The 24232-nt window shown below is 61.1% G+C and carries 28 protein-coding genes; 12 read left to right on the top strand and 16 right to left on the bottom strand.

Features of this window, described 5'->3' with window-relative positions; all coding sequences use genetic code 11:
- Positions 1-9: 9 nt before the first annotated feature.
- On the bottom strand, positions 10-573 hold the full coding sequence (locus tag ACU5AY_RS19225) for a sigma-70 family RNA polymerase sigma factor (protein WP_446822653.1): 564 nt from the start codon (positions 571-573) through the stop codon (positions 10-12).
- Entirely contained in the window at positions 566-787 is a 222-nt protein-coding gene (locus ACU5AY_RS19220; RefSeq protein WP_446822652.1) for a NepR family anti-sigma factor, read from the bottom strand. Before ACU5AY_RS19220 ends, ACU5AY_RS19225 begins: the two co-directional genes overlap by 8 nt.
- Positions 788-973: 186 nt before the next feature.
- Between ACU5AY_RS19220 and ACU5AY_RS19215 the strand changes: the two genes are divergently transcribed.
- Positions 974-1141, top strand: coding sequence for a DUF1328 domain-containing protein (locus ACU5AY_RS19215; RefSeq protein ID WP_261928619.1), 168 nt, complete (start codon positions 974-976; stop codon positions 1139-1141).
- Between the two features lie 108 nt (positions 1142-1249).
- Here ACU5AY_RS19215 and ACU5AY_RS19210 read toward each other — a convergent pair whose 3' ends face one another.
- The 7 genes from ACU5AY_RS19210 to ACU5AY_RS19180 all read right to left on the bottom strand — a co-directional run bounded on the left by ACU5AY_RS19210 (position 1250) and on the right by ACU5AY_RS19180 (position 7756).
- Complete coding sequence (locus ACU5AY_RS19210) at positions 1250-3028, bottom strand: SLC13 family permease (protein WP_446827400.1); 1779 nt, start codon at positions 3026-3028, stop codon at positions 1250-1252.
- Between the two features lie 73 nt (positions 3029-3101).
- Positions 3102-3284, bottom strand: a complete 183-nt coding sequence (locus tag ACU5AY_RS19205; protein ID WP_446827399.1) for a hypothetical protein — start codon at positions 3282-3284, stop codon at positions 3102-3104.
- 20 nt (positions 3285-3304) lie between these two features.
- On the bottom strand, positions 3305-3643 hold the full coding sequence (locus tag ACU5AY_RS19200) for a hypothetical protein (protein WP_446827398.1): 339 nt from the start codon (positions 3641-3643) through the stop codon (positions 3305-3307).
- Positions 3644-3699: 56 nt separating this feature from the next.
- Positions 3700-4707: a zinc-binding metallopeptidase family protein gene (locus ACU5AY_RS19195; RefSeq protein WP_446827397.1), complete on the bottom strand. Its 1008-nt coding sequence runs from the start codon at positions 4705-4707 to the stop codon at positions 3700-3702.
- Complete coding sequence (locus ACU5AY_RS19190) at positions 4704-5804, bottom strand: AI-2E family transporter (RefSeq protein ID WP_446827396.1); 1101 nt, start codon at positions 5802-5804, stop codon at positions 4704-4706. The genes ACU5AY_RS19195 and ACU5AY_RS19190 overlap by 4 nt, the downstream gene beginning before the upstream one ends.
- Before the next feature lie 77 nt (positions 5805-5881).
- Complete coding sequence (locus ACU5AY_RS19185) at positions 5882-6832, bottom strand: sensor histidine kinase (protein WP_446827395.1); 951 nt, start codon at positions 6830-6832, stop codon at positions 5882-5884.
- A gap of 129 nt (positions 6833-6961) precedes the next feature.
- Positions 6962-7756, bottom strand: a complete 795-nt coding sequence (locus ACU5AY_RS19180) for a response regulator (RefSeq protein ID WP_446822645.1) — start codon at positions 7754-7756, stop codon at positions 6962-6964.
- Positions 7757-7926: 170 nt separating this feature from the next.
- Here ACU5AY_RS19180 and ACU5AY_RS19175 point away from each other — a divergent pair, with 170 nt between their 5' ends.
- A complete protein-coding gene (locus ACU5AY_RS19175) occupies positions 7927-8124 on the top strand; it encodes a NepR family anti-sigma factor (RefSeq protein ID WP_446822644.1) in 198 nt (65 codons plus the stop codon).
- A gap of 9 nt (positions 8125-8133) precedes the next feature.
- Here the strand turns inward: ACU5AY_RS19175 and ACU5AY_RS19170 are convergent, their stop codons facing one another.
- The 4 genes from ACU5AY_RS19170 to ACU5AY_RS19155 all read right to left on the bottom strand — a co-directional run bounded on the left by ACU5AY_RS19170 (position 8134) and on the right by ACU5AY_RS19155 (position 9846).
- Positions 8134-8382 (bottom strand): hypothetical protein, encoded by a 249-nt coding sequence (locus ACU5AY_RS19170; protein WP_446822643.1) that lies wholly within the window; start codon positions 8380-8382, stop codon positions 8134-8136.
- Positions 8383-8472: 90 nt separating this feature from the next.
- Positions 8473-8985, bottom strand: coding sequence for a Dps family protein (locus ACU5AY_RS19165; RefSeq protein WP_446827394.1), 513 nt, complete (start codon positions 8983-8985; stop codon positions 8473-8475).
- A 77-nt stretch (positions 8986-9062) separates the two neighbouring features.
- A complete protein-coding gene (locus ACU5AY_RS19160; RefSeq protein ID WP_446822641.1) occupies positions 9063-9506 on the bottom strand; it encodes a hypothetical protein in 444 nt (147 codons plus the stop codon).
- Between the two features lie 4 nt (positions 9507-9510).
- The gene (locus ACU5AY_RS19155; RefSeq protein ID WP_446827393.1) at positions 9511-9846 is read right to left on the bottom strand and encodes a DUF883 family protein; all 336 of its coding nucleotides are present in this window, start codon (positions 9844-9846) and stop codon (positions 9511-9513) included.
- Between the two features lie 199 nt (positions 9847-10045).
- Here ACU5AY_RS19155 and ACU5AY_RS19150 point away from each other — a divergent pair, with 199 nt between their 5' ends.
- The 4 genes from ACU5AY_RS19150 (at position 10046) to ACU5AY_RS19135 (ending at position 13547) form a co-directional block, all read left to right on the top strand.
- On the top strand, positions 10046-10243 hold the full coding sequence (locus tag ACU5AY_RS19150; RefSeq protein ID WP_446827392.1) for a CsbD family protein: 198 nt from the start codon (positions 10046-10048) through the stop codon (positions 10241-10243).
- A gap of 189 nt (positions 10244-10432) precedes the next feature.
- Positions 10433-11917 (top strand): sensor histidine kinase, encoded by a 1485-nt coding sequence (locus tag ACU5AY_RS19145; protein ID WP_446827391.1) that lies wholly within the window; start codon positions 10433-10435, stop codon positions 11915-11917.
- Positions 11918-11919: 2 nt separating this feature from the next.
- Entirely contained in the window at positions 11920-12357 is a 438-nt protein-coding gene (locus tag ACU5AY_RS19140) for a response regulator (RefSeq protein ID WP_446822637.1), read from the top strand.
- A 74-nt stretch (positions 12358-12431) separates the two neighbouring features.
- Positions 12432-13547 carry an anhydro-N-acetylmuramic acid kinase gene (locus tag ACU5AY_RS19135; RefSeq protein ID WP_446827390.1) on the top strand — a complete coding sequence of 372 codons (1116 nt, stop codon included), beginning with the start codon at positions 12432-12434 and terminating at the stop codon, positions 13545-13547.
- Between the two features lie 18 nt (positions 13548-13565).
- Here the strand turns inward: ACU5AY_RS19135 and nagA are convergent, their stop codons facing one another.
- The 3 genes from nagA to ACU5AY_RS19120 all read right to left on the bottom strand — a co-directional run bounded on the left by nagA (position 13566) and on the right by ACU5AY_RS19120 (position 18279).
- Positions 13566-14732, bottom strand: a complete 1167-nt coding sequence (gene nagA / locus ACU5AY_RS19130; RefSeq protein WP_446827389.1) for an N-acetylglucosamine-6-phosphate deacetylase — start codon at positions 14730-14732, stop codon at positions 13566-13568.
- A gap of 132 nt (positions 14733-14864) precedes the next feature.
- Entirely contained in the window at positions 14865-16145 is a 1281-nt protein-coding gene (gene rhaI / locus ACU5AY_RS19125) for an L-rhamnose catabolism isomerase (protein ID WP_446827388.1), read from the bottom strand.
- 31 nt (positions 16146-16176) lie between these two features.
- A complete protein-coding gene (locus ACU5AY_RS19120; RefSeq protein ID WP_446827387.1) occupies positions 16177-18279 on the bottom strand; it encodes a bifunctional rhamnulose-1-phosphate aldolase/short-chain dehydrogenase in 2103 nt (700 codons plus the stop codon).
- Positions 18280-18471: 192 nt separating this feature from the next.
- On the opposite strand from ACU5AY_RS19120, the gene ACU5AY_RS19115 reads away from it, so the two are divergent.
- The 6 genes from ACU5AY_RS19115 (at position 18472) to rhaM (ending at position 24231) form a co-directional block, all read left to right on the top strand.
- Positions 18472-19275: a DeoR/GlpR family DNA-binding transcription regulator gene (locus tag ACU5AY_RS19115; protein ID WP_446827386.1), complete on the top strand. Its 804-nt coding sequence runs from the start codon at positions 18472-18474 to the stop codon at positions 19273-19275.
- Between the two features lie 36 nt (positions 19276-19311).
- Positions 19312-20301 carry a rhamnose ABC transporter substrate-binding protein gene (gene rhaS / locus ACU5AY_RS19110; RefSeq protein ID WP_446827385.1) on the top strand — a complete coding sequence of 330 codons (990 nt, stop codon included), beginning with the start codon at positions 19312-19314 and terminating at the stop codon, positions 20299-20301.
- 107 nt (positions 20302-20408) lie between these two features.
- On the top strand, positions 20409-21929 hold the full coding sequence (locus ACU5AY_RS19105) for a sugar ABC transporter ATP-binding protein (protein WP_446827384.1): 1521 nt from the start codon (positions 20409-20411) through the stop codon (positions 21927-21929).
- The gene (locus ACU5AY_RS19100) at positions 21926-22903 is read left to right on the top strand and encodes an ABC transporter permease (protein ID WP_446827383.1); all 978 of its coding nucleotides are present in this window, start codon (positions 21926-21928) and stop codon (positions 22901-22903) included. The genes ACU5AY_RS19105 and ACU5AY_RS19100 overlap by 4 nt, the downstream gene beginning before the upstream one ends.
- The gene (locus ACU5AY_RS19095) at positions 22904-23905 is read left to right on the top strand and encodes an ABC transporter permease (RefSeq protein ID WP_446827382.1); all 1002 of its coding nucleotides are present in this window, start codon (positions 22904-22906) and stop codon (positions 23903-23905) included.
- A complete protein-coding gene (gene rhaM, locus ACU5AY_RS19090; RefSeq protein WP_446827381.1) occupies positions 23902-24231 on the top strand; it encodes an L-rhamnose mutarotase in 330 nt (109 codons plus the stop codon). Before ACU5AY_RS19095 ends, rhaM begins: the two co-directional genes overlap by 4 nt.
- Position 24232 lies beyond the last annotated feature (1 nt).

The following is a 24232-nucleotide window of genomic DNA, read 5'->3' as shown; positions in this document are numbered from 1 at the left end:
GCTCCTTGGTCAGGCTGTCAGCGTCTGCTTGATGACGGCGGCGCTGTGTGCGTCCGGACCGTAATCCGCTTCACCGCTCACGCCGAGCAGTTCCTGCAGACGGCTTCTGGCGCGATTGATACGGCTCTTGATGGTGCCGACCGCGCAGCCGCAGATATCGGCCGCCTCTTCGTAGGAAAAACCGGATGCGCAGACGAGGACGATTGCTTCGCGCTGATCTTCGCTGATCTGCTTCAGCGCATGCAGGAAATCCTTCATGTCCACTGATCCGTACTGGTTCGGGTGTACGGACATCTGCGAGGTGTAATAATCGTCCGGATCGGACACTTCCCGACCCTTCTTGCGCATCTGGGAATAGAACTCGTTGCGCAGGATGGTGAACAGCCAGGCCTTCAGATTGGTACCCGGCTCGAACGATTCCTGCTTGGACCAAGCCTTCACAACGGTTTCCTGGACAAGGTCATCGGCCCGATCGTGATGGCCGCTCAGCGACACGGCAAAAGCCCGCAAGCTGGGTATGGTGGTCAGCAGCTGGCTCTTGAAGTCAAATCCGGCTTTGGTCTTGTCACCCATCGACTGTACCCTTCGAACTCTGAACCTTTGCCTCGGCCTTCTCGGCGGCGTCGAGCTTTTCCAGGAGCTGGACGAGGTTGTCCGGAATACCCTCGTCTTCGAGGACCCCGTAAAACTCCTTCAGCTTGGACGCTATGCCGTCATGGGCGAAATCTGCGGACGCGTCGGCCCCGCCAGCCGCCCCGCCAACTTGTCTGGATTCTATCTTACGCATTTCGAACCACTTATATTTGTTTCTGTTTTCACCTTAACGGCACCCACCGGGTTAAAGTTCCCCGCAGAAATTGCAATTTCGTCAGCCTCCGGCGAATTTCATACAATGAACGAAATCCTTCACATGTCCATGGGAACGACTTTGCGTCCAACGCGTTTAGCAAGCATCTGTCAAAGGAGAAGTGACATGCTTTACTACGCTCTGGTATTTCTGGTTATCGCCCTTGTCGCAGCAGCCCTCGGTTTCGGTGGCATCGCCGGCGCCTCGGTCGGCATCGCTAAGATCCTGTTCTTCGTCTTCATCATCCTCTTCGTCCTCTCGCTGATCTTCGGTGGGTTCCGCCGGGGCGTATAACCGCCCCGTCACCGGACGGACCAAAAATGCCCGGCATGACGCCGGGCATTTTTTTTATGCGCAGTCCGGAGCGCCGACCAACATCTGCAGGCAGGCCGCACTGTCTCCTCAGACGAAGAAGAAGTAGATCGCCGTGCAGGACGCCAGTCCGCAGACTATGTTCATCGGCACGCCGATCTTGAGGAAATCGACGAAGCGGTAGTCGGCCGCACCGTAGACGAGCGTGTTCGTCTGGTAGCCGATGGGCGTGGCGAAGCTGGCGCTCGCGGCAAACATGACCACCACCAGCAGCGCGACCGGCGGCAGGTCCAGTCCTTCGGCCGCCGACACCGCAATCGGCCCCATCAGGATGGCAACCGCGGCATTCGAGATGATCTCGGTCAGGAATGAAATCAGGACATAGAAGGCGATCAGCACCATGAAGGGCGAAAGCCCCTTGAGATACGGCAGCAGGATGTCGACGATCAGCTGTGCCGCGCCGGACTTTTCCATGGCTGTCCCCACCACCAGCATGCCGAAGATCAGCATGACCACCTCGCCGTTGACGGCCGGCCATGCGTCCTTTGCATCGAGGCCGCGAATGAGAAGCAGAAAGCCGACCGCGATGATGACCAGGCCGACGATCGGCATGACATTGAGCGCGGCCAGCACGACAACGAAGACCAGGGCAAGGATGGCAAGGATTGCCTTGTTGCGGCGGAAAGGCGGTGCCAGTCCGCTTTCGGAGGCAATCAGCGACCGGTCGCGCGAAAGTGTCGCCAGCTCCTCCTTCGGACCGCTGACCCACAACCGGTCCCCGGGCTTCAGGATCAGGCCGGAGAGGTCCGGCCCGGCGAGATTGCGGAATCGGCTGGCGCCGACGACGGTAACGGCGGACCGGGAAAAGAAGGTCGCATTCGGCAGTGTGGAACCAATGGCCGGGCTTTGCGGCGCAATGCTCACACGCAGGATTTCGTCTTCAGGATTGAACCGGCCACGCACGCTGAGCCCCATACGCACCCCTTCAACGGTGCGCAGCGTCGCCAGTTCCTCCGCCGTTGTCCGCAGCACGAGACGGTCACCCGCCTCCGCGACCGTCGCCTTGTCCTCCTGGTCGAGCTTCACCCGGTTCCGGTAGATCGCGACGATCTTCACCCCGCGCGGCTTCAGTTCCGAAATATCGCCGTAGCGCTTGCCGAGCGAGGCGAACGTGTCGCGCAGGCGCAACTCGGTTATGATGTCGGGCCGCACGACCGTATCGTCGTCGCTTTCGCTGTCGGCCGGCAGGAGTCGTGCACCGAAAAGCAGCATGAAGGTGAGGCCTGCCGCGGCCGTGATCAGCCCGACCGGGGTGATGTCGAAAATTCCGAATGGCGGAAGGCCCGCCTGTCTGCCTACGCTGTCAACCAGAAGGTTGGTGGACGTACCGATCAGCGTGCATGTGCCGCCGAGAATGGCCGCATAGGACAGGGGGATCAAGAGGCGTTTGGAATTGGTGCCGAGCGCCGAGGCAAGGTTCTTCATCAGCGGAATGAGGACGATGACGACCGGCGTACTGTTGACGAGCGAGGAAAACAGCACGGACCCGCCCAGCATCATCGCCAGGGCGCTGCGGGGCCGGCTGGAGGCAGCCGCCACCACATATCCGGCCAGTGCCTCCAGCACGCCGGTACGCACCAGGCTTGCCGACAGGATGAGCATGCCGCAGATCGTGATGACCGCGCTGTTCGAGAAGACCGCGAGCGCCTCGTCCGTCGTCACCAATCCCAGCGCGACCATGAGGCTTGCACCGATCGTGGCGACCGCCGACGCCGGCATGCGTTCGGATACGAACGCGGCAAACAGTGCTGCAAGAATGACAAGGCAAATAACGGCGCCATGCGCCTGGACGAAGCCAGCCAGATCCATGCGTTCTCGAACTCCAAACCGGAAGGGGCGGACGGATTGCCAGCTTATGCGAATATGTATTCTGCGGGAATCGTCAGCCGATAGAAATGTAGAGAATTGCGATCAGCGCAAGCGCGATCAGGCAGAACAGAACAGCCATGAAGAAGGACGTGGAACGCCTCCAGGTCGGCGGAACCATCGATTCAAGGTCCTCGTCGAGCTGCGCATCCTTCGCCATCTTGCGGATTTCGAAGTCTTTCTCACTGGAATTTGTCATGGTCGTCTCCTGTTCGGCGTCTAGTTGGAAGCGCGCGGGGCCAGGGTCCTTTCAAACTCGGACGTGGAGAAGCTCATAGCCTGGCCTGTCGGCGCGGCAGTGACGCGGGCGGTCTTGTAGGCGCTTGCGCCGGCGGTGAAATCGATCGGCGTGCGCATCGTCACCAGATTGGCGTCGACAATGTTGCACGACCCGTAGATCTTCATACCGTATTTTTCAGCCCGCTTGGTTTCAACGGGCAGGTTCCGATTGCAGTCCGCGACGTTTTCGTAGGACACAACACGCACAGGTTCACGCACGCATTCGCCATAGCCCACCGGGCAAGCCACCAAAACCAGAATTGCTGCAAAGCCGCTCATAGCCGCCTCCGTTCTTTCACGAAGAAGAAACGGCCATGGCGAAGTTTTGTTCCTTTTTAGACTTCTCCGTGCACCAGACGGTGGATGAACCGCAACTTTCCGATCACGTCGTCGGAAAAGACGAAGGGATAGAGATCAGGCTGACCGATGCTCCGGTTGACGGCATTGACGGCAATCGAGAGGGAGACCCAGGCCTTGACGAGCTGCTCGACCGGCTGGGCGGAATCGTAGGGATCGTAAGGCATCGCCGCGGTCGTGGACTTCAGACCGTAGGACTGCGCTGTCTCCAGCCCGTCGACGATATGGAGGTAATGCGCCCAGCTCTCGGCGAAGTCTTCCCAGGGATGGCTCGACGCATAGGCGCTGATGAAGTGTTCCTGCCATGCGGGAGCCGGACCATTTGCATAATAGCGTTGCAGAGCCTCGGCGTAATTCTCGCTCTCGTCGCCGAATATCGGCCGGGCTTCGGGAATCCTGCCCTGGTCGCGCACGAGCCGGTTCCAATAATAATGGCCGGACTCGTGACGGAAGTGCCCGATCATGGTGCGGAACGGCTCGCCCAGCGCCTCGCGGCGCGCCTCGCGCTCCGGATCGCTTCCCTCGGCAATGTTGATCGTGATCAGCCCATTGTCGTGCCCGGTCAGCACCGAGCCATTCTCCTGGCCGGGTTGATCCGCAAGAAGTTCGAAGGCAAGCCCTTCCTCGGGATCCTCATCGCGCGAAACGATCGGCAGGCCGAGCCGCATCAGCCCGTATATGAACTGGCGCTTGGCGCTCTCGAGCCGCCGCCAGCGCTCGGCATGCTCCGGGTTGGACAGGTCCGGCACCATCAGGTTCAGCCGGCAGGCAACACAGAAGGCATGCCCCTCGTTGGCGTCCACGAGCCAGTTGCAACTGGCGCTGTCCGCGTTGGCGCATCTTATGCGTCCGTTTGGCAGCTGCTCGGTGAATGACAGCATCTCGAACGTCTCGGGGCTGTATCCGAGAGATGCGCTGCAATTGACGCAGACATGGTTGTCGAAATGAACTTCGTTGTCACAATTGCTGCATTTGAAAATTTTCACGCGTTTCTCCTTGGAGGTGTCGGCTCTCCGATGGCCAGCGTCGGGATGATGTTCGTCAGGATCGCCGAGAAGATCAAAAGCGACGGAACGGCGATGAAGCCGCCAATCGGTCCCCAGAGCCAGAGCCAGAATGTCAGAGCCAGAAAAATCAGGAAGGGATTGATCGTCACCGATGAGCCGAGCACGCGCGGCGTGACGAATTGGGATTCGATGAAGTTCAGGGAAAGGTAGACCGCCGGCGGCAACAGGGTGGCGCCCGTGGTGTCGTTCGTTGCCAGGCTAACCGCCAGAAGGATAACCGTCATCACCGCCGGGCCCACATAGACGACGTAGTTGAGAACCGTCGCCAGCATGCCCCACAGGAAGGGCGACGGCACACCGATCAGCCAGAGCGCCAAGCCGACGACGATGCCAAGCCCGACATTGACGATCGAGATCGACAGGAGATAGCGCGACATGAGGTATTCGGTATCGCGGAATATCCGCGCCGCCCGCCAGCGCAGCGGCCGGGTTATGCACAGCGACAGGACGAGAATGCGGAAGTTGTCACGAGTGGCCAGGAAGAAATAGAGGCTGAGCAGGAAGAGGATGAGCTCCGCGACGTAACCGGGCGCCAGTGTGATCACCGTTTCGACGCCACTGTTGCCGTCAACGGCGACCTTCATCTTGCTCGCATCGCCTGCGACCTGACCCAGCCGTTCCCAGAATGCGTTGAGCGAGGAAATCGTCGATCGCCAGTCGGAAATGCGCAATTGCAGCGACTGCCATATCTCCGGTGCCTTATCCACCCATGCGGAGATTGGCACTGCAAATGCGATAATGGTGCCCATGATGAGTATGAGAAGCGCCAGAACCACCACGCCGGAGGACAGCCAAGGCGAGAAGCCGATCCGCTCCAGCCGCAAGGCCAGAGGCGCGAGCATGAGCCCGATGACGACCGCCAATACGACCGGCGCGATGATGACCTGCGCATAGTCCATCGCCGCGATGCATGCAAACAAGGCGAGTACGATCAGGGAAAGCCTCGCAAGCAGATTGAGAAGGCCGTCCAGATTGATTCTCTTATGGCTGTAATTCTGCCGTCTCACGGTTATCATTGGCTGTGTCCCCAAGGCCACGGACAACGAACGGGAGCCGTGTTTGTTCCTTTACTTGAGTGTGTCGCTGTTCGAATTCAGTCGCGGACGTCTGCCGGGAATGTCAGTTCGTAGTGGATGCCGCTCTCGTCGACGCGGTGGATCGCACGGCCGTTGACCGAAGCCGGCACGACCTTCTGCAGCACGGTGCTGCCGAACTGCCCCTCGATCGACTTCGCCTCCTCGAAGGTGCCCGACGAGGGCTGCTCGGTCCAGACGATCCTGATCTCCGTCCCCGACGCCGTCTGGACCCGATGGCAGCTGACGCGAACGGTTCCGGTTCCCTTCAGGATGTCACCATGGCTGATGGCATTGATGATCAGCTCATGCAGCGCGAGGCCCACATGCATGGCGGCATTCGGCGACAGAAGGATATTCTCGGCCGAGACCTCGATGGCGGTCGAGGTGTCGGCCACGTAGCGGGAGAGCTGTCCGCGCAAAAGATCGAGGAAGGTTGCCCCCTGCCAGCTCGATTCCGTCACCAGGTCCTGAGACTGGGACAGGGCATAGAGCCTGCCCCTGAACTTCTGCAGGAAGGAATCGAGCGACCCGGAAAACCGTGCCGTCTGCGAGGCGATGCCCTGGACCACGGCAAGAAGGTTCTTCGAGCGGTGACTGACTTCCAGAAGCAGGGTGCGCAACAGCTTTTCCCGCTGCCGCTCCTCGGACTTGTCGGTGATCGACGTGATGAAATAGCGGCCGCGTTCGGGAATATCGACCTTTCGGCAGCGGAATTCGAAGACGGTCTCCTCGTCGGGACTGACATCGATGCGGTCCTGCATGCCGGGATCCGTCAGCCCCTTCTTCAGGGCGCTCAGCCGATCAGCGATCTCCGGACCGAAAAGGCGCAGATCGGTGGGTGTTTCCTCAATCGTACGCGACCAGGGCTCCGGCAGACGGGTTATGCAGATACACTTGTCACTCTCGTCATAGAGCAGATAACAGGCGCCCATATCGAGAAGAGCATGGATAAAGAAATCGCGCGACAACGCGTCAATTTCCCCCGACTCAACCCACGACAATCTATGCACCAGTCAAAACCCTCGGTGGGGCGCCCGTCGACCATCGCCGACGGTGCCGCAAATGAACCTTCGAAACCGGTTTGCGCAGCCGATCTGTTACGCCTGTTCCTTCACCTTCTCATTGAAGAACAGAGCCTGGCTGATCAAAGCCTTCACCATGTCCGGGTTGAACGGCTTTGTCACAAGGAACGCCGGCTCGGGGCGTTCACCCGTCAGCAGCCGCTCCGGGAACGCCGTGATGAAGATCACGGGCATCATGTCCTCCTTGAGGATGTCGTTGACCGCGTCGATACCCGAGCTGCCATCGGCAAGCTGGATGTCGGCGAGGATCATCTTCGGGGAGGTCTTCTTGAAAAGTGCCACGGCTTCCGTATGCGTGCGCGCCACGCCGGTCACCCGATGGCCGAGGTCCTCGACCATCTGCTCGATGTCGAGCGCAATGAGCGGTTCGTCCTCGATGATCATGATGTCGGTGGCGACCTGCTGCGAAATCTGGCGGGCGGCTTCCTCTATCAGCCGCGAGAACTGGGCTTCGTCGACGTCGAGAATCTTGGCTGCATCGGAGGAGGAGAAACCTTCGACCGAAATGAGCAGGAACGCGATGCGCTCCGTCTTCGGCAGGTTGGCAAGGTTCGCGGCGGCCCGCTTCTCCCAGGCGAAGGGCGATTCCAGCGGAGTGACGTCGACATCCAGCCGCTCGAAGATCTGGACAAACAGCTTGTAGAGGCTGACACGGTCATTGCCGGTGTCCGAGAAAAGCGAGAGATCCTCTATCAAGGCCTCCAGCATGGCGGCGACATAGGCGTCGCCTGAAGTCTGAGAACCGGTGACGGCCCGGGCAAAGCGTCGGAGGTACGGAAGGTGGGTAGCGACGCGTGCGGTCAACGACATATGAAATATCTCCAGATTAGGAAACCAAGACTCAATCCGGAAGAAAACGTCTGGTCCAGAAAAAAGTTCCCTTCCGCGGAACTTTTTTTCAAGTTGTCGATTATCAGGTATGGCCGACAGCATCCCGGGAGATGAAACGCCATGCAAGCACACCAGATGGACGGGGCATAATGGCGTCTGAGAAAACCGAAAATGAGAACGGCAACCCAATCGGAAAAGGCAGAAAGGATCAGGCGACCAAATTGATCGAGGGGAGCCTGCGCACCTTCTACGACGGCATCATGGAGCAGGGAACCCCTGAACGACTTATCGATCTGCTTGAAAAACTCGACGCCGCGGAAAAGGCGGCTGCCGAGAAGAAGAAGTAGGCGCAGCTCCTAGAGGGTCGCCGCGCCTTTCTCGTCCGCATCGCTCTGCATGTCGTCGCCAAGATCGGCAAGCGCCATCTCGATCGTGCGGAACGCATCGTTCAGGCCGTCGTCATCGACCATCGAGCTCTCGCTCGCGGCACGCTGTTCTCCGCGGGCATATTCATAAAGCTCGCGCAGCTTCTTGATCTTTTCCTGGTCGTTCAGCGACGCGTCGTCCCTGACAGACTTGGCCTGGCGCAACAGATCATGTTCCATCGTCAGCCTCCTCTTCATGTCTCGTATTTCAAATTCGCGGACCGGCGGCGGATGAGCCGCCGTCGGTCAATCGCGAACCCGCGCAGTCCGTCAATCGGAGATGATGGCCCGCAGCATCCACAGCGCCTTTTCGTGGAAGGTGAGACGATTGGTCAACATGTCCTCGGTCACGAGGTCGCCGGCGTCACCAGCCTTTTCGCCGGCCTTGCGCATCTTCTTAACAGCCTCTTCGTGATCAGCGATAAGATCGGCGACCATCTCCTTGGCGGTGTCATGCGCGGTGTCGCCGGTCTTCGGCGTGAAGTTGGCGGTGGCGCCCATGTCGACCGGCGCCAGATGGCCAATCGCACGAATGCGCTCGGCGATCACGTCCGCCGCGGCGAACAGCGCTTCGTAATGCGCTTCCGTCAGTTCGTGCAGCGGCTTGAACAGCGGGCCGACCACGTTCCAGTGATAGATGTGGCTCTTGATCGTCAGCTTGTAGGTGCCGTTCAGGATCTCGGTCAGATGACCTGCCATTTCCTTGCGGTAGGCCTTCGGCAAACCGATGTCGATGTCTTCCGCGTGAGAGTGAGCCTGAAGGACCTTTGCGGTGGTAGCCATTTTTCTTATCCTTTCCTTCCCTGATGGAAGTGTGTGTGTTTCCTCTGCCAGCCCGCCAGCCCGATGAAAGCCGAGGCTCAATCCGATTTCGGATCGGCTCGCTGGGATTTCATCAGCGCGTAGGCAAGGCCGGATACAAAGACGAGCGTGGCGATCGGGCTTTCCCGAACCATTGCCGGCAACGTCGACATCGCGCCCTGAACGAGCTGGCTGTCGATCGACGCGGCCCGAGCCTGACGCTCCAGCTGCAGCCGGTGACGCGCGCGCCTGTTGAGTTCGGCGGTGACACCCCAGACGATCAGCGCGAGAACGAGCGTCGCCGCTGCGATGAGGGCACAGCTAATGGCAGGCCCGTAGAGCGGCAACAGCGCGAACCAGGCAGCAAACATCGCCGCGATATAGGCCGTCATGACCAGAACCGCGATGATGGCGCCGCCGAGCGCGTTACGCTGAACCTTCTCCGTCGTCGGCAAAAAGCTGCCGACGAGGGTCCGGGTGATCAGTCCCGCGATTGAAGTCACGAACTCACCTTTTGGACATGAGCGCCGCAAGAAAGCCGACACCGGCTGCGATGCCGATAGCGGCCAGCGGATGAGCGCGAACCTGATCTTCGAAATCGCTTTCGGCGCTGACAAGCCGCTTCTTCGTGTCGGCAGCGACGACGGCGGACCTCTCCACCATGTCGTCCTTGAGGCTGCGAGCCTGCTTGACGGCTTCATCCATCTTGCCGTTGCCGAAATCGGCCATCGTCTTGGTCAGGGCCGCGACGTCGGCGCTCAACTTCTGCAGCTGCTCTTCGATATCGGCAGCGCTGGCGTAATCGGTCTTCGCATTATTCTTCAGAACAGTGGCAGTAGCCATGTGCGTCTCCTGTCGTTGTTGGATTGCATTGATAACTGACAGGACAACGTCGACCCTCGCGCTTTTGTTCCTTCCACCTTCCGCGGAATCTCCAGAACCAAAAACCAGAACCAAAAAAAAGCGCTTGCCGGGAACGAAAGGCAGCCGGCAACGTTGATCAGGGCGAATAAAATTCAGCCAACAAACAAAGGAGACACCCATGAACTGGAATCAGATCGAAGGAAACTGGGAACAATTCAAAGGCAAGGTCCAGACCCAGTGGGGCAAGCTGACGAACGACGATCTCGACGTCGTCGCCGGCAATCGCAAGCAGCTCGCTGGTCGCATCCAGGAAGCCTACGGCAAGAGCGAAGAAGAAGCCGAGAAGGAAATCGACACCTGGCTCGGCCGCCACTAAGCCTGATCGGCTAACCATCCTCCCAAGCATGGCCGCGCCCTCTTGAAAAGGGGGCGCGGTTTTGTTGCTGGAGGGGGTGGCAACTGGAAGGCGGATGGATAATGTGGTGCCCGCACCGACGGAAACGACGACGAGCGGCATCGCTCTTCCGGACAACCCCGGGGCTTGGCGACACAGGAAAGGAATTCGATGACGTTCAGTAAGAGCTTCGTGCGTACCTCGCTGCTGATGATCATATTCGGTCTGGCGATGTTGCTTGCGATCATCGGTTCCGCGCTTCTGCTCGTTCAACGGACGCATGATTCCTTTCAGACGCTCATAGACGAGCGCGCCATCCGCAGTTCCGCTGCCGACCTGTTCAGCCTGCTGCAGGATGCCGAGACCGGCCAGCGCGGATACCTTCTTACACTCAACGAGGATTTTCTGACCCCGTACAACGAAGCGGTCGGCGAAATCCGCACCGCCGAGGCGAAGATGTCGGGGCTGATCGGCGGGGACAGTTCCTATCAGGCCGACATGCAGCCACTCTATGAGCTGATCGATGCCAAGCTGCAGGAAATGGCCAGCACGGTCAGGCTGGCGAAGTCCGGAGACACGCAGGAGGCCATCCGGGTCGTCCAGCAGGGCTTCGGCCAGAAGGTCATGGATGGCATTCGCAACCGGATGCAGAACATCATCGACATTTCCGATACCCATATCCAGGCCAACATCGCCGAGCAGCTTCGCAGCTCGGTCACTCTGAAGTGGATCGTGCTTGGCGCCGGCGTCGCAATCGTCATCGTGCTTGGCGGCGCCATCTTCGTCATCATGCGCCATATCCAGTCGATCAACGCCACCCGCCGAGAAGTTCTGCGGCTGAACGAGGACCTCGAACAGCGCGTGGTCGAGCGGACGGACGACCTGGTCAAGGCAAACCAGGAAATCCAGCGTTACGCCTACATCGTCACCCACGACCTGCGCGCGCCGCTGGTCAACATCATGGGCTTCACCAGCGAACTGGAGATGTCCCTGAAGCAGTTGCAGGCCTATGTGCTGGCAGACGGAGAACCGCTCAGCGAACAGGAAATCGTCGACGCGCGGAACGCCGCGAGGGAGGACGTGCCGGAAGCGCTGTCCTTCATCCGATCCTCGACGGCCAAGATGGACGGGCTGATCAGCGCCATCCTGAAAATCTCCCGCGACGGCCGCCGCCAGTTGAAGCCGGAACGCTTCAATCTCAAGGAAATCCTCGACAACAGCGCGGCAAGCCTGTTCCACATCGCCGACTCCGCCGATGGCTCGATTGAGGTCCAGTCGCAACCGATGTTTATCGTCAGCGACCGGCTTTCTCTTGAGCAGATATTTACCAACCTCATCGATAATGCTCTGAAGTACCGGAACAAGAATCGTCCGCCGCAGGTTGTCGTCAAGGCAAGCCTGAAGGGGAAGATGCTCGAAGCCGAAGTGATCGACAATGGTCGCGGCATCAGCGCCGACGACATGGAACGGGTCTTCGAGCTTTTCCGCCGGGCGGGTCCGCAGGATCAGACAGGTGAAGGCATCGGCCTTGCACATGTCCGGTCCTTGGCCAGGAACCTCGGCGGCGATATTTCTGTCCGGTCCGAGCCAGGCGTCGGATCGACGTTCACGTTGAGAATACCTGCGGACCTCACGCAGGTCCTGAGGAGTGTTTGAGTATGAAGGCAAGCGGCAAGGAAGTGACCATCGTCATGGTCGAGGATGACGAAGGCCATGCGAAACTGATCGAGAAGAACATCCGCCGGGCCGGCGTCAGCAACCAGATCATGCCGTTCACCGACGGCACCTCGGCGCTCGACTTCATTCTGGGCGAAGACCGCAGCGGCGAAGTGTCGGCGGACCGTTACCTGCTGATCCTGCTCGATCTCAACCTGCCGGACATGTCGGGCACGGAAATCCTCGAGCAGGTCAAGAGCAACCAGTACACCAAGCGCCTGCCGATCGTCATCCTGACGACGACGGACGACGAGATGGAAATCCAGCGCTGCTACGATCTGGGCGCCAATGTCTACATCACCAAGCCGGTCGAATATGAGAGCTTTGCCAATGCCATCCGGCAGCTGGGCCTGTTCTTCTCCGTGATGCAGCTTCCCTGAGCGCGCTTGCCGGCGCATTCGAACTGCAGGCCGCGCGGAAACGGGCGGCCGTCATCGTTCTGGAGGATTGAAGCGTGGACCCGATCTGGGCTGTTGGACTGATGACGGGCACGGTGCTCGACGGAAATATCGACGTCGCTCTGTTGAAGACCGACGGCGAGCACATCGAAGCCTTCGGCGCTTACACGCTCGCTCCCTATCCCAAGGAAACACGCGACCTGCTTGAGGAAACCCTGAGCCAAGCCCGGCAGTGGAATTTCGACGGACCTGAACCCGAGATCTTCGCAGAAGCCGAGGAGACCCTCACCCGTGCGCAATCGGCCGCCGTTGCTGCCCTGGTCGAGGACGCCGGTCTGTCAATGAGCGAGATCGGCATCGTCGGCTTTCATGGCCAGACCGTTCTCCACCGCGCGCCGCAACCCGGCCGCATCGGCGCGACCCGCCAGCTCGGCGACGGCGCGCTGATGAGCGAGCTGCTCGGCGTCAAGGTGGCCTATGACTTCCGCAGCATCGACGTCAGAACGGGTGGACAGGGCGCGCCGCTCGCCGCCGCCTATCATGCGGCCCTGCTGAAGACCGCCGAGAGCCATGGCCGCGCCGCCATCCTCAACCTCGGCGGTGTCGGCAACGTCACCTGGACCGATGGTGCCGGCCAGCTCGTGGCCTTCGACACAGGGCCCGCCAACGCGCCGATCAATGATTTCGTCAAGCGCCACGGCAAGGGCGAGATGGATGTCAACGGAGCGTTCGCAGGCGCCGGCAAGGTCGACGAGGACCGTCTCGCACGGCTTCTCGAACATCCCTATCTGACCGCGCCCTACCCCAAGTCGCTGGACCGCTTCTCCTTTACCGCAGACATGGCGGACGGGCTGGAACTGGAAGACGGGGCAGCGACGCTGACAGCCTTTACCGCCAGCGCCGTCGGCAAGGCCCTCGACCTGCTGCCGCAACGGCCGGCATCGATCTATGTCAGCGGCGGCGGCCGGCACAATCCCACACTGATGAGGATGCTCGCTGAGCGGGCCCGCGTCGAGGTCCATCCCGCCGAGGTGCTCGGCTGGCGCGGCGACGCCGTGGAAGCGGAGTGCTTCGCCTTCCTCGCCGTTCGCGTGCTGCGCGGCCTGCCGATCAGCTTCCCGACGACGACCGGCGTTCCGAAGCCGCTGACAGGCGGCCGCCTCGCGGGCTGAGAATACTGGCAAAGAGCCTCAGTCAGCCTTCGCTGCCGAATACACACAGGCGCCGCCTATCCAGGTCGAGCACAAGTCGAGATCCTCTGTCAGGACCACGAAATCCGCGTCGGCGCCTTCCGACAAGCGTCCTTTCCTGTCGGCGCCAATGGCCCGAGCGGGATAAAGCGCCACCATACGCAGCGCCTCTTCGAGCGAGAGCCCCAACCTGTCATGGACGAGACGCAGGCATTGCAGCATGTCGATGTCGGCGCCCGCAAGCGTTCCGTCGGCCAGCGTCAATCGTCCGTCGCGCCGGTAGATCGTCCGGCCGTTGAGGGTGAAGGTGTCCTCGTCGGTGCCGATGCAGGACATGGCGTCGGTCACGACGAAGATGCGCCCGGGACCGACCTTTGCCCGCATGGCGACAGCCGTCGTCGTCCAGTTGACGTGATGGCCATCGGCAATCAGGCCGCAATGGAGTTCGGGCGCGGAAAGTGCCGCGCCGACGAGACCCGGCTCGCGGTTCTGTAGCTGGCTCATTGCATTGAAGATGTGGGTGACGAGCGTCGCGCCCGCCTCCACATAGGCAAAGGCGGTCGCGGCATTGCAATCGGTGTGACCGAGGCTGACATGATAGCCGGCAGCAACGAGCGCCCGCACCTGGTCGGCCGAGACATTTTCCGGCGCGATCGTGGTCTTGGCAACGCCGAAGGTGCCGGCGGCCGATGTCAGTGCCGCAAGATCGTCCGCCGTCATGTCCCGGATCAGGCTCGGATCGTGCGTGCCTTTGCGTGCCACCGACAGATGCGGCCCTTCCAGGTGCAGCCCGAGATAGCCCGGCACACCGGCTTCAGATGCAGAACGGCCAGCCTCAAGCGCCCGGTCTCGCACGGACGGCGTGTCGGTGATCAGCGTCACCATCAGCGCCGTCGTCCCGTATTTCGCATGGGCCGAGCAGATCGTCTGGATGCCGTCGACCGACGGATCGTTGTTGAACAGCACGCCGCCGCCGCCATTGACCTGCAGGTCAACGAAGCCGGGCACGATCAATCCCCCGGCCGGAATGATCCGGCAATCGGCCGGAATCTTGGACTGCGGCACGATGCCCGCCACGCGACCGCCACGCACGAGCAAAGCGCAATCCTCATGGAACTGCTCTCCGTCGAAGATCCTGGCGGCTTGATAGGCAACGGTCTGGGTCATGAGGCATTCGTCTGTGACTGATGAAAAGGACTCGCCCGACCTGACGGCCGGGCGTCTCGTCAAACACACAGGAACAGAGCTTCGAAGTCAAACCGAATTTGTCCGGGCGCCGAACAATGGTTGACTGAGACCTCAGACGATACCGCCGCCACCGCCAGATACCGCAGGCCGCAAGCCGGCCACCTTGGCGCGGTAGCCGGCGGCACGGAAAGCCGCAACCGGATCGATGGCCGCGCCCTTCTCCAGCCGAGCCATGGCAAGGATCGGCTCGACATCGGTGCGGAATGCCCGCTTGAGGGTCGATGTCGCCATCAGCGCGTCATTGCCTTCCTGGAAATTCTCCAGCGCCTTGCGATCGACCAGCAGGGCTGCGGCATAGGCGCGCTGCACCTCCATTGCCGACACCATCAGGCTCTCGATGGGGTCGGTGACATTGTGCGACTGGTCGAGCATGTGTGCCGGGTTGAAGCCAGCCGGACTGTGCAGCTCCGCATCCACCAGTTCGTTGAAGACAAGGAACAGCCGGTACGGATCGATCGACGCCGTGTCGAGGTCATCGTCGCCATACTTCGAATCGTTGAAGTGGAAGCCGCCAAGCTTGCCGAACTGGATGAGCCGGGCGACGATCATCTCGATGTTGACGTTCGGCGCGTGATGGCCGAGGTCGACGAGGCAGAAGGCCTTGTCGCCCAGTTCCTGCGCAATCAGGAAATTGGTGCCCCAATCCTGCACGACCGTCGAATAGAAGGCCGGCTCGTACATCTTGTGCTCGGTGAAGATGCGCCAATCGTCCGGAAGAGCCTTGTAGACCGAGCGCATGGCGTCCAGATAGCGCTCGAACTGGCGGGTAAAGTTCGTCTGCCCCGGGAAGTTGGAACCGTCTCCGATCCAGACCGTCAGCGCCTTGGAACCGATCGCCTTGCCGATCTCGATGCATTCGATGTTGTGCTCGACGGCCTGCTGGCGGGTCGCGCCGTCGGCGTTGCTCAGCGAACCGTATTTGTAGGAGTGCGCCTGATCGGCCTGGTCCTGGAACGTGTTCGAGTTCATCGCATCGAAGCCGAGGCCGGTTTCCTCCGCCTTCGCCTTCAGGTCGGCCGGATCGGCCTTGTCCCACGGGATATGCAGGGAGACCGACGGCGTCGCACCGGTCAGCTGGTGGATGACCGAGCAGTCATCCATCTTGTCGAAAATGTTGCGCGGCTCGCCGGCGCCTGGAAAGCGGGCAAACCGGGTGCCGCCGGTGCCCACACCCCAGGACGGAACGGCCACGCCGTAGGCAGCGACCTTCGCCTTCACGACATCGATGTCGATGCCACGGCGGGCAAGCTGCTCGCCAAGGGCGTTGTAGTCGGCCCTCAGAGCGGCCGATGCGGCGTCGTTGACGCCTGCGATAACGTCTTTTTCAATCATGTTGTCCTCCTCCCATCCGTCCCAGCCGGCGCTAGCGCGTGAACGCCTGCACATTGCCCGCATCGACGTTGATGATGTTGCCGGTCGACTTGGAAGACGCTTCCGATCCGAAGAAATAGACGGCCTCGGCGATATCCTCGGGCAGCACCGAGCGCTTCAGCATGGAGCGCTGGCGATACATTTCCTCCAGGCCTTCCTTGTCCGTCTTGTAGGTCGAGGCGCGCTGGTCGAGCCATTCGCCGGACCAGATCTTCGAGCCGCGAAGCACGGCGTCGGGATTGACGACGTTGACGCGAATGCCGACCTCCGCGCCCTCGAGCGCCAGGCAGCGGGCGAGATGGATTTCCGACGCCTTGGCCGTGCAGTAGGCAGACGCGTTCGGGGAAGCGGCGAGGCCGTTCTTCGAGGCGATGAAGATCATCGATCCGCCGATCCCCTGCTTGCGCAGCATCTTGAAGGCTTCGCGCGCCACCAGGAAATAGCCCGTCGACAGGATCGACATGTTGCGGTTCCAAAGCTCCAGCGAGGTCTCCTCGACCGGGGCGGACGACGCAATCCCGGCATTGGAAACGACGATGTCGACGCCGCCGAACTGCACCGCCATGTCGGCATAGGCGCTGGCGACCGCAACCTCATCCGTCACGTTCATGTCGACGGTGCGCACGACATCCTTCGAATAGGCGGAGGAAAGCTGTGCGGCCGTCTTTTCGAGCGCCGCCGCATCGATGTCGGCAAGCACAACGCAGGCGCCTTCCGAGAGAAGCCGCGCCGCCGTCGCCGAGCCGATGCCGCCGGCGCCGCCCGTGACGATCGCCACCCGCCCGGCGAGGCTCTTCGGCTTCGGCATGCGCTGCAGCTTTGCCTCTTCGAGCAGCCAGTACTCGATGTCGAAGGCCTCCTGCTCCGGCAGTCCGCAATATTCAGACACGGCGGATGCGCCGCGCATGACATTGATGGCATTGGTGTAGAACTCGCCGGAAATCCGCGCCGTCGCCTTGTCCTTGGCAAAGGTGATCATGCCGACGCCGGGCACCAGATAGACGATCGCATTCGGATCGCGCATTGCCGGGCTGTCGTCGTGCTTGCAGCGCTCGTAATAGGCCGCATAGTCCTTGCGGTACTGCTCGACGCTCGGAGCAAGGCTGGCGAGCGTCGCTTCGATATCCGGGTTTGCAGGGTCGAACTCGACCACCAGGGGGCGGATCTTGGTGCGCAGGAAATGGTCCGGGCAGCTGGTGCCGAGCGCCGCGAGCGCTTCCATGTCCTTGGAGCAGACGAACTGCAGAACCGCATCGGAATCGTCGAAGTGTCCCACCATGTGGACTTCGCCGGAAACCATGCCGCGTATGGCCGGCATCAGGCTTGCCGCAATCTCCTGCCGCTCCTCGGCTTCAAGAGTCTTGTGCTTGACGCCACCGAAGGCGGCTTTGCCGGTCGTCTCGGTCTCGAACCAGGCAATCGCCCGGTTGATGATGTCGATCGTCAGCCCGTAGCAATCCTCCGCCGTATCCGCCCAGGTGAAGAGACCGTGGCTCTCCAGCACGACACCCTTGGCATTGGGATTGTCCAGGCAGAACTTTTCGAGCCACAGGCCAAGCTCGTAGCCCGGCCGCTTCCAGGGTAGCCAGCCGATATCGTCGCCAAAGATGGTCTTCGTCAATTCGCGGCTGTTGGCGGAGGCCGCGATCGCGATGATCGCGTCCGGATGCATGTGGTCGACATGCTTCCTGGGGACATAGGCATGAAGCGGCGTATCGATCGAGGCCGCCCGCGGATTGAGATTGAAGGTGCAATGCGGCAGGTAGCCGACCATCTCGTCTTCGAACTCGACGCCGCGATACAGGTTCTTCAGCGCCCGCAGCTTGTCCATGTAGAGGGTGGAGAAACCGTCCATCTTGATGGTGCCGACATCGCCGCCGGAGCCCTTGACCCAGAGCACCTCGACCATCTCGCCGGTCAGCGGATCCTTCTGCATCACCTTGGCCGAGGTATTGCCACCGCCGTAATTGGTCACGCGCTTGTCGGAGCCCAGCAGATTGGACCGGTAGAGCAGCAGTTCCGGCTCGCTCATACCCGCCGCGCGGCCGCCATCCCACAGATTTTCGAGCCGCGAACCGGCTTGCTTCTCCGCCATCGTTTCCTCCCTGCGCACATGCAGACCAAGTGCAGACCATGTGATTTTCGTCTACGGATGCCCCAAATACCGGCCTCAGTCAATCATTAATGGTCAAAAACAATCATATTGCAGCGCAATATGACTTATTTTGATTGATCTTGATTGACAGAGTGGCGGTTTGGTGAAAGCATCATCCCCAGGAGGAGCCACATGCACGAGAAGGAACGCCATCGCATCATTCTGTCCGCGGTCCAGGAAAAACCTGTCGTGACCGTGGCCGAAATGGTCGACCTGACGGAATCGTCCGAAGCGACGATCCGGCGGGATATAGCGACGCTTCACGTGCAGAAGAAGCTGCGCCGGGTGCGCGGCGGCGCCGAGGCGATCAACCCGCCGCAGTTTCCTGGACTGGCCGGACGACCCTTTTCCGTCAACGAAACGATCAACATCTCGCAGAAGCGCGCAATCGCCCTGAAGGCGGTCGAACTCTGCAATGACGGCGACCCGATCATCATCAACGGCGGCACGACGACGTTCCAGATGGTGCATCCGCTGGCGAACCGCCGCATGCAGATCTTCACCAATTCCTTTCCGATAGCCGAACACCTTCTGAAGCACTCGAAGAACACGATCATGCTGTCGGGCGGCGTCATATACCGCGAGCAGAACATCATTTTGAGCCCGTTCGACAACGACGTGACGCGCAACTTCTACGCAAAGCGGATGTTCATGGGCGCTCAGGGCTTAAGCCACCTTGGACTGATGGAGGCAGACCCGCTTCTCATCCAGGCGGAGCAGAAGCTGATCGACCAGGCCGACGAACTGGTGGTGCTGGTGGACTCGTCCAAGTTCAGGAAACGTTCAAGCCTGATCCTGTGCCGGCTGGAGCGCATCACCACAATCATCACAGACAACGGAATTCGAGACGAGGACCGCCGCATGCTGGAGGATGCGGGCGTGTCGCTGATCGTCGCGGATAAGACTGCAAGGGAGCAACCTTCGTCCGTGGCATGAGCCCGGGAAGGCATTTATCAGCAAGGGAGGACCAAGATGAGTCTGCTGAAGAAACTGGCAATGACGACCGCGATCGCCGCGGCCATGATGACAACCCAGGCCATGGCTGCCGAGCGCATCGCGCTGGTCGTCAAGTCGCTCGGCAACGGCTTCTTCGATGCCGCAGCCAAGGGCGCGGAAGAAGCCGCCAAGGAACTGGGCGATGTGGAGGTGATCTACACCGGCCCGACGTCCGCCACCGCCGAAGGGCAGATCGAAATCATCAACTCGCTGATCGCCCAGAAGGTCGATGCGATCGCGATTTCTGCGAACGATCCGGACGCCGTCGTGCCGGCGCTCAAGAAGGCTATGGAACGCGGCATCAAGGTCATCTCTTGGGATTCCGGTGTCGCCCAGGACGGCCGCATGCTGCACCTGAACCCGTCCGACACCAACCTGATCGGCGAAACGATCATCAAGCTTGCCGCCGACTACATGCCGGATGGTGGTGAAGTGGCGATTCTCTCGGCGTCTTCGACGGCAACCAACCAGAACGCCTGGATCGAGGCCGCCAAGAAGGTGCTGCCGGAGAAGTTCCCGAACATCAAGCTCGACGCCGTGGTCTATGGTGACGACGACTCCGTCAAGTCGACCAATGAAGCCAAGGGCCTGATCGCCACCTATCCCAACCTGAAGGCGATCATCGCACCGACCACCGTCGGCGTCGTGGCCGCCGCCCAGGTCGTCACCGACCAGAACCTGATCGGCAAGATCAACGTCACGGGCCTCGCTCTGCCGTCCGAGTTCAAGAAGTTCATCGACAATGGGGCTTCCCAGGCCGTCGCGCTCTGGAACCCGATCGACCTCGGCTATTCGGCTGTCTACCTGTCCGACCAGCTGATCAAGGGCAAGGAAGCCAAGCCCGGCGAGACCTTCTCGATCGGCAAGGTCGGCGAGATCACGCTGGATGACATGAACTCCGCCGCCATGGCGGCGCCGTACCAGTTCGACAAGTCGAACATCGACAAGTTCTCCAAGATCTACTGACAACCGGACGACACCGGCCGGCGGGGTATTGCTCCGCCGGTCTTTTTCCCTCGATTGCAGGCCGCCGAACATTCGGCGCAGCCAACGACGCTCCTACCTCTAGCGCGATGACCATGCAAACCCAGAAGCCACCAAAGATCACGCTCTCGGGCATATCGAAGAGCTTTCCGGGCGTCCGCGCACTGCACCGCGTCGCGCTCGATCTCTATCCCGGTGAAGTGACCGCGCTGATCGGCGAAAACGGCGCCGGCAAGTCAACGCTGGTCAAGACCATGACCGGCATCTACCAGCCGGACGAGGGCGAGATCAGGGTTGATGGCAGGCCGGTCGCGCTCGCCTCCCCGCATGCCGCATTCCAGGCGGGCATTACCGCGATCCACCAGGAAACCGTCCTCTTTGACGAGCTGTCGGTGGCCGAAAACATCTTCCTCGGCCATGCGCCCAAGACGCGTTTCCGGATGATCGACTGGCAGGCCATGAACAGCCGCGCGCGCACGTTGCTTGCCGACATCGGCGCCGGTCATATTCACGCCGAAACGCGGCTGAAAGACCTCAGCATCGCCAACAAGCACCTCGCCGCCGTCGCACGGGCGCTCTCCATCAATGCGGAGATCGTCATCATGGACGAACCGACGGCTGCCCTTTCGCACAAGGAGATCCAGGATCTCTTCGCGCTGGTCGAGCTTTTGAAGTCCCAGGGCAAGGCGATCCTGTTCATCTCCCACAAGTTCGACGAGATCTACCGGATTGCCGACCGCTACACCGTCTTCCGCGACGGCGAAATGGTCGGCCACGGGCTCTTGAAGGACACCTCGCAGGATGAGATCGTGAAGATGATGGTCGGCCGCGCTGTCGACCAGGTGTTTCCGAAGAAGCAGGTCGAACCCGGCCCGGAAATCCTGAAGGTGGCCGGCTATTGTCATCCCACAGAATTCGCCGATATCGGCTTTTCGTTGCGCCAGGGCGAAATCCTCGGCTTCTACGGCCTCGTCGGCGCCGGCCGCAGCGAGTTCATGCAGTCCCTGTTCGGCATCACCAGGCCCTCCAAGGGCGCGGTCAACATCGACGGCCAGATCGCCGTCATCCGCTCGCCGGCCGAAGCCGTCGCCAGGGGCATCGTCTACGTGCCGGAGGATCGCGGCAAGCAGGGCGCCGTCACCGGCATGCCGATCTACCAGAACATCACCCTGCCCTCACTCGCCTCGACATCGAAGAACGGCTTCCTGCGGCTGGCCGAAGAGTTCAAGCTGGCGCGCGAATACGCCGAACGCCTGGACCTTCGCGCCGCTTCCCTCGACCAGAATGTCGGAAACCTCTCCGGCGGCAACCAGCAGAAGGTCGTCATCGCCAAGTGGCTGGCGACGAAGCCGCGGGTCATCATCCTCGACGAGCCGACCAAGGGGATCGACATCGGCTCCAAGGCCGCCGTGCATGAATTCATGAGCGAACTGGCTTCCCAGGGCCTCGCCGTCATCATGGTCTCCTCCGAGCTGCCGGAGGTCATGGGCATGAGCGACCGCATCATCATCATGCGCGAGGGCCGCATCGCCGCGGAGTTCGTCAACAACAAGGAGCTGAAGCCGGAAATGCTGGTCCGCGCGGCCGCAGGCATTGGAGAGGCCGCATGAAGTCCCTGTTCCGCTCACGCGAGATCTGGCTGCTGCTCGTCATCGCCGCGATGATCTTCGCGACCGATCTGCGCGCCCCCGGCTTCGCTTCGCTACCGCGGCTGGAGGACATCCTCGAGGACACGTCGATCCTGGCGATCCTGGCGCTCGGCCAGATGATCGTCATCCTGACCCGCTCCATCGACCTGTCCATGGCGTCCAATCTGGCGCTCTCCGGCATGATCGTCGCGTTGATCAACCAGTATTATCCCGGCGTGCCGGTTCCGGTCCTGATGGCGATCGCGGCGCTCTCGGGCCTTCTGCTCGGCGCCTTCAACGGGCTCTTCGTCTGGCGCCTCGGCATTCCGGCGATCGTCGTCACCCTCGGTACGCTCACCATCTATCGCGGCGTCATCTTCCTGATCGCCGGCGGGCAATGGGTGAATGCCGATGCCTTCACGCCGGATTTCGTCGCGCTCACCCGCATCGAACTGCTCGGCCTGCCGCTGCTCATCTGGTATGCGGTGGCGATCATTGCCGCCTTCTACGTGCTGATGACCCGCACCTCGCTTGGCCGCGCCTTCTACGCCATCGGCGTCAATCCGACCGCGGCGGTCTATGCCGGCATCAATGTCGGCAAGACGACCTTCTGGGCCTTCTGCCTGTCCGGCCTTCTCTCCGGCTTCTGCGGTTATCTCTGGGTGTCGCGCTATGTGATCGGCTCGGTGGAGGTCGCCAAGGGCTACGAACTGACCATCGTCGCGGCCTGCGTGATCGGCGGCATCTCGATTTCCGGCGGAGTCGGCAAGGTGGCAGGCGCCATCCTGGGCTCGCTGTTCCTCGGCGTCATCAACGTCGCGCTGCCCGTCATCAACATCTCGCCCTTCTGGCAGATGGCGATTTCCGGCGCCGCGATCATCCTGGCTGTGGTGCTGAACAGCCGCGGCGAAAAGCGCGGCGCGCGGCTGATCCTCAAGACTGCGGAGACTGCATAAGTGACCGATGTAGGGCACGAAACCAGACTGATCCCCGACCGGCTGGAGAAGCCGTGGCGCGCGGCCTTCTTTTCCTGGCCGACGCTGCTCCTTGCCGTCGCCGTGATCCTGTTCATCGTCAATTCCTTCGCCTCGCCCTACTTCCTGTCGCCCTGGTCGCTTTCGGATGCGACCTTCAACTTCACGGAAAAGGCGCTGATCGCGCTCGCCATGGCGCTGCTGATCATTGCCGGCGAGATCGACCTCTCGGTCGCCTCGATCATCGCGCTTTCCTCGACCATGATGGGCCTTGCCCTGCAATACGGCGTCGATACCCCCGGCCTCGTTGCCATCGGCATCGTCACCGGCATCGTCTGCGGCATGTTCAACGGCTTTCTGGTCACCGGGCTCGGCCTGCCGTCGATCGTCGTCACCATCGGCACGATGAGCTTCTTTCGTGGCATTTCCTACATCGTGCTCGGCGACCAGGCCTTCAAAGGTTATCCGGAAAGCTTCGCCTTCTTCGGCCAGGGTTACGTCTGGTGGGTGATTTCCTTCGAGTTCGTGCTCTTTCTCGTCTTCGCGCTTCTCTACTACGTGCTGCTGCACCGGACCAATTTCGGTCGCCACGTCTTTGCCATTGGAAACAATCCGGTCGCAGCCCAGTTTTCCGGTATCCGCGTCCAGCGCGTGAAATTTATGCTCTTCTGCCTGACCGGCGTCATGTCCGGCATCGCGGCTGTGCTGCTGACATCGCGGTTGGCCTCCACCCGTCCGTCGATCGCCGTCGGCTGGGAACTGGAAGCCGTCACCATGGTCGTTCTCGGCGGCGTCTCCATTCTCGGCGGCGGAGGCACCATCCAGGGCGTGGTGATCGCCGCCTTCATCATGGGTCTCGTCACATTCGGCCTCGGCCTTCTCAATGTGCCGGGCATCGTCATGTCGATCTTCATCGGCGCGCTGTTGATCTTCGTCATCGCCCTGCCGATCGTCTATCGCAAGATCAGGGAGCGGCGCGCATGACCCGCGACAGCATTGAAAAGCACGCCTTCAAGATGTTCCTGAACCCCGGCATGACGGCGGAATACAAGCGCCGGCACGACGAGATCTGGCCGGAACTGGTCGACCTGCTGCACGAGGCCGGCGTCTGCGACTATTCGATCTTCCTGGACGAGGAAACGAACGTGCTGTTCGGCGTCCTCTGGCGGCGCAAGGACCACACCATGACCGACCTGCCGAACACGGCCGTGATGCAGAAATGGTGGGCCTACATGGCCGACATCATGGCGACAAACGAAAAGAACGAGCCAGTCGCCATTCACCTGATGCCCGTCTTTCATATGGACTGAG

The sequence above is a fragment of the Rhizobium sp. PAMB 3174 genome (assembly GCF_052908375.1).
This window is presented reverse-complemented; position numbering and strand designations above follow the sequence as displayed.